1 tRNA gene and 3 rRNA genes are annotated in these 5,053 nt (G+C 53.8%); all 4 read right to left on the bottom strand.

Going from position 1 to position 5,053, the window contains the following annotated elements:
• Positions 1-7: 7 nt before the first annotated feature.
• Positions 8-118 (bottom strand): 5S ribosomal RNA (rrf, locus tag HNP77_RS12250).
• A gap of 99 nt (positions 119-217) precedes the next feature.
• Positions 218-3,164: ribosomal RNA gene (locus HNP77_RS12255) — 23S ribosomal RNA — on the bottom strand.
• Between the two features lie 144 nt (positions 3,165-3,308).
• A tRNA-Ala gene (locus HNP77_RS12260) sits at positions 3,309-3,382 on the bottom strand.
• A gap of 93 nt (positions 3,383-3,475) precedes the next feature.
• Positions 3,476-5,020: ribosomal RNA gene (locus HNP77_RS12265) — 16S ribosomal RNA — on the bottom strand.
• Together the 16S, 23S and 5S rRNA genes with 1 tRNA gene alongside form the textbook arrangement of a ribosomal RNA operon.
• Positions 5,021-5,053 lie beyond the last annotated feature (33 nt).

Below are 5,053 nucleotides of genomic sequence, written 5' to 3' on the forward strand. Positions count from 1 at the left end.
AAAAAAAAGCCGGCAGCTACCTACTTTCCCGCTAAAGAGCAGTATCATCGGCGCAGGAGAGCTTGACTTCCGTGTTCGGTATGGGAACGGGTATTTCCTCTCCGCTATGGCCACCGGCATTAATAAACAAGTAACATGAATCCGGCCTTCAGGGGCAGCAGCCCGGGCAGAACCGGAAACGGAACAACATAAGAGAAATAAAGTCTGGAACGATAATATGGCCAAGCCTCACGGATTATTAGTACTGCTCGGCTGAACGCGTCACCGCGCTTATACCTGCAGCCTATCAACCGGATAGTGTCTCCGGATCCTTCAGGGGGATTAAATCCCCAGGGATGTCTCATCTTGAGGTGGGCTTCCCGCTTAGATGCTTTCAGCGGTTATCCCTTCCGAACTTAGATACCCAGCACTTACCCTTGGCAGGATAACTGGTACACCAGAGGTTCGTCCACTTCGGTCCTCTCGTACTAAAAGCAGCTCCCCTCAGACATCCAACGCCCGCAACAGATAGGGACCGAACTGTCTCGCGACGTTCTGAACCCAGCTCACGTACCGCTTTAATTGGCGAACAGCCAAACCCTTGGGACCTGCTCCAGCCCCAGGATGCGATGAGCCGACATCGAGGTGCCAAACTTTCCCGTCGATGTGAACTCTTGGGGAAAATCAGCCTGTTATCCCCGGAGTACCTTTTGTCCGTTAAGTGATGGCCTTTCCACTCAGAACCATCAGATCATTAAGACCTGCTTTCGCACCTGCTCGGATTGTCACCCTCGCAGTCAAGCCTCCTTGTGCCTTTACACTCGCGCCCTGATTCCCAACCAGGGTGAGGAGACCTTCGCGCACCTCCGTTACCGTTTAGGAGGCGACCGCCCCAGTCAAACCGTCTGCCTAACATTGTCCCCGCACCTGCTTCAAGGCACGGGTTAGAAATCCTGTTCATCAAGGCTGGTATTTCACCATTGGCTCCGCGCAGCCTGACGGCCACGCCTCACTGCCTCCCAGCTATCCTACACATGGTGAACAGGATCCCAATATTAAGTTGCGGTGAAGGTTCACGGGGTCTTTCCGTCTAATTGCGGGTATCCGGCTTCTTTACCGGAATATAAATTTCACCGAGTCTCGCGTTGAGACAGTGCCCAGAATCGTTACACCATTCATGCGGGTCGGAACTTACCCGACAAGGAATTTCGCTACCTTAGGACCGTTATAGTTACGGCCGCCGTTTACCGGGGCTTCGATTCAGGGCTTCGCCTTGCGGCTAACTCCTCCTCTTAACCTTCCGGCACCGGGCAGGTGTCACCACCTATACGTCCCATTGCTGGTTCGCAGATGGCTGTGTTTTTGATAAACAGTCGCCTGGGCCTGCTTTCTGCCGCTCCTTAATTCTTTCAAACCGGAGCCACACTTCTTCCGAAGTTACGTGTGCATTTTGCCGAGTTCCTTAACGCGAGGTCGCTCGTGCGCCTTAGATTACTCATCCTTCCTACCTGTGTCGGTTTCCGGTACGGTTCTTTTCAGACTGACCTTAGACAGTATTTCCCGGCACCTTGACTACATCCGCTTCACTTCGACTTTCTCTCCGCTCGCTTACGTCTCAGCTCAGGATGCGGATTTGCCTGCACCCCTCAGCACCTTAACGCTTTGACGGGAACTACCGTTCTCCCGCCGGATTTCGCCTCATGCGTCCTGCCCTCGAATCTGAAAAAAGTGACGGAATCTTGACCGTCTTCCCATCGGCTACGGATTTCTCCCTGACCTTAGGGGCCGACTTACCCTACGCAGATTGCCTTTACGTAGGAAACCTTAGGTTTTCGGCGGACGGGGATCTCACCCGTCTTTGCGTTACTTATGCCTGCATTCTCTCTTCCATCTCCTCCAGCACCGCTCTCGCATATGCCTTCACGGGTTAATGGAATGCTCCCCTACCAGTCATACCCTACGGTATGAATTCCGAGCTTCGGTATGACGCTTAGCCCCGTTACATTGTCTGCGCGCGGGTGCTCGACCAGTGAGCTGTTACGCACTCTTTTAAGGAATGGCTGCTTCTGAGCCAACCTCCTGGCTGTCTGTGCATCCGTACCTCATTTTACACTTAGCGTCATTCTGGGACCTTAGCTGCGGATCTGGGCTGTTTCCCTCTCGACTACGAACCTTGTCGCACGCAGTCTCACTCCCATGCGCTGGCCGCCGGCATTCTTAGTTTGATTGAACTCGGTAGGATTTGACTCCCCCTTGCTCATCCAGTGCTTTACCTCCGGTGGCTTTGCATGAGGCTGTCCCTAAAGGCATTTCGGGGAGAGCCAGCTATTTCCATGTTTGTTTAGCCTTTCACTCCTTATCACAGGTCATCACTACCTTTTTTAACAGATTACTGTTCGGTCCTCCACAAGGTTTCACCCCTGCTTCAACCTGCCCATAATAAGATCACATTGGCTTCGGGTCTACGACATGCAACTTATATCGCGCTGTTCACACTCGCTTTCGCTCCGGCTCCGGAACTTCAATTCCTTAGCCTTGCTGCATACCGTAACTCGCAGGTTTATTCTACAAAAGACACGCCACAAGCCTTGCGGCCCGTGACATCTTGCCGGTCCATGGTTTCAGGTTCTATTTCACTCCCCTTACCGGGGTTCTTTTCGCCTTTCCCTCACGGTACTTCTGCACTATCGGTAGCTGGCAGGTATTCAGCCTTGGATCGTGGTCGACCCGGATTCAGACAGGGTTTCTCGTGCCCCGCCCTACTCAGGTACCGCATCACGGAGCCGGGAATCATTTAAGCTACGGGGCTGTCACCCTCTTCGGCCAGGCTTTCCAGCCTGTTCCCATATGTTCCTCGGTTTTTTCTCTCCGCGGGTCATCCCCATGCGGCCCTACAACCCCGCTTAATGCGGTTTAGGCTCCTCCCCGTTCGCTCGCCGCTACTTAGGGAATCTCTGTTGATTTCTTTTCCCGGATTACTTAGATGGTTCACTTCATCCGGTATGACTCCGCCGCCCTATTTTATTCAGGCGTGCGGTGCACGGATCACTCCGTGCGGGTTACCCCATTCGGCAATCCGCGGATCAAGGGATATGTGCTCCTCCCCGCGGCTTTTCGCAGCTTGTCACGGCCTTCTTCGTCCGCCAGCTCCAAGGCATCCGCCATGGACCTATATTCGCTTGACCATATTATCTTTCCCCGGTACGTCCTTTCGTTCTGCAGTGCATCTTCCTTCAAGCTTTCGCACCGCTTCGCTCGTCCGTACCGGTTATACCTTCTTTCAACTTCTCGTTGTTCCTTCCCTTGTTACTGTCAAAGATCTTTCTTTATGGAGATTAGGGGACTTGAACCCCTGACCCTCGGCTTGCAAAGCCGATGCTCTAGCCAACTGAGCTAAATCCCCAGGTTCAGGGACTTCCCCGGAAGAAACGCTTCTAATACTTTCAGTACTCTTAAAAAGCCGTCCGTACACCGGACATTATTACCTTTCTCGTAGAAAGGAGGTGATCCAGCCGCACCTTCCGGTACGGCTACCTTGTTACGACTTCACCCTCCTTACCAGGCATACCTTCGGCAGCGGCCTCCCTTGCGGGTTAACCTGCCGACTTCGGGTATCCCCGACTCGGATGGTGTGACGGGCGGTGTGTACAAGGCCCGGGAACGTATTCACCGCGCCGTGCTGATGCGCGATTACTAGCGATTCCAACTTCATGAAGTCGGGTTTCAGACTTCAATCCGAACTACGATGGGTTTTCTGCGTTTTGCTCCGCCTCACGGCCTTGCTTCACTCTGTACCCACCATTGTAGCACGTGTGTAGCCCTGGACATAAGGGCCATGATGACTTGACGTCATCCCCACCTTCCTCCGGCTTGTCGCCGGCAGTTCCGCCTGAGTCCCCACCATTACGTGCTGGTAACCGGCAGTAGGGGTTGCGCTCGTTGCGGGACTTAACCCAACACCTCACGGCACGAGCTGACGACAGCCATGCAGCACCTGTTCACAGGCGCATTGCTGCGCTCATATATCTCTATACGATTCCTGTGTATGTCAAACCCAGGTAAGGTTCCTCGCGTACCATCGAATTAAACCACATGCTCCACCGCTTGTGCGGGCCCCCGTCAATTCCTTTGAGTTTCACCCTTGCGGGCATACTCCCCAGGCGGTACACTTATCGCGTTTGCTTCGGCACCCAGCCTCCTGGCCGGACACCCAGTGTACATAGTTTACTGTGCGGACTACCAGGGTATCTAATCCTGTTTGCTACCCGCACCTTCGCACCTCAGCGTCAATCATCTGCTGGAAACCTGCCTTCGCCATTGGTGTTCTTCCAGATATCTACAGATTTCACCCCTACACCTGGAATTCCGGTTCCCCCTCAGTGATTCTAGTTACGCAGTTTCCGGCGCAGCCCCGTGGTTGAGCCACGGGATTTCACACCGGACTTGCGCTTCCGCCTACATGCCCTTTACGCCCAATAATTCCGAACAACGCTCGCACCTTACGTGTTACCGCGGCTGCTGGCACGTAATTAGCCGGTGCTTATTCAAAACTTACAGTCACCGCAGTATCATTTCCTATACTGCTTATTCCTCGGTTTCAAAAGGATTTTACAACCTTCCGGCCTTCATCATCCACGCGGCGTCGCTCCGTCAGGGTTTCCCCCATTGCGGAATATTCTTAGCTGCTGCCTCCCGTAGGAGTCTGGGCCGTATCTCAGTCCCAATGTGTCCGATCACCCTCTCAGGCCGGATACCCGTCATTGCCTAGGTGGGCCTTTACCCCGCCTACTAGCTGATGGGCCGCAGACCGTTCCTCCGGCGGAGCCGAAGCTCCTTTCCAGTACAGGCTCTTCCCCTGCACTTCGCATCCGGTATTATCCTATATTTCTACAGGCTATCCCCGTCCGGAGGGTGCGTTATCTACGTGTTACTCACCAGTCCGCCGCTCTCATACGTAGCAAGCTACGTAATCCCGCTCGACTTGCATGCTTAAGACGCGCCGCCAGCGTTCGTTCTGAGCCAGGATCGAACTCTCCATGATTATTCTAAAGCCCCGAAGGGCAAAAGATTACCA

This window comes from Treponema rectale (assembly GCF_014202035.1).
GTDB classification, from domain to species: domain Bacteria; phylum Spirochaetota; class Spirochaetia; order Treponematales; family Treponemataceae; genus Treponema_D; species Treponema_D rectale.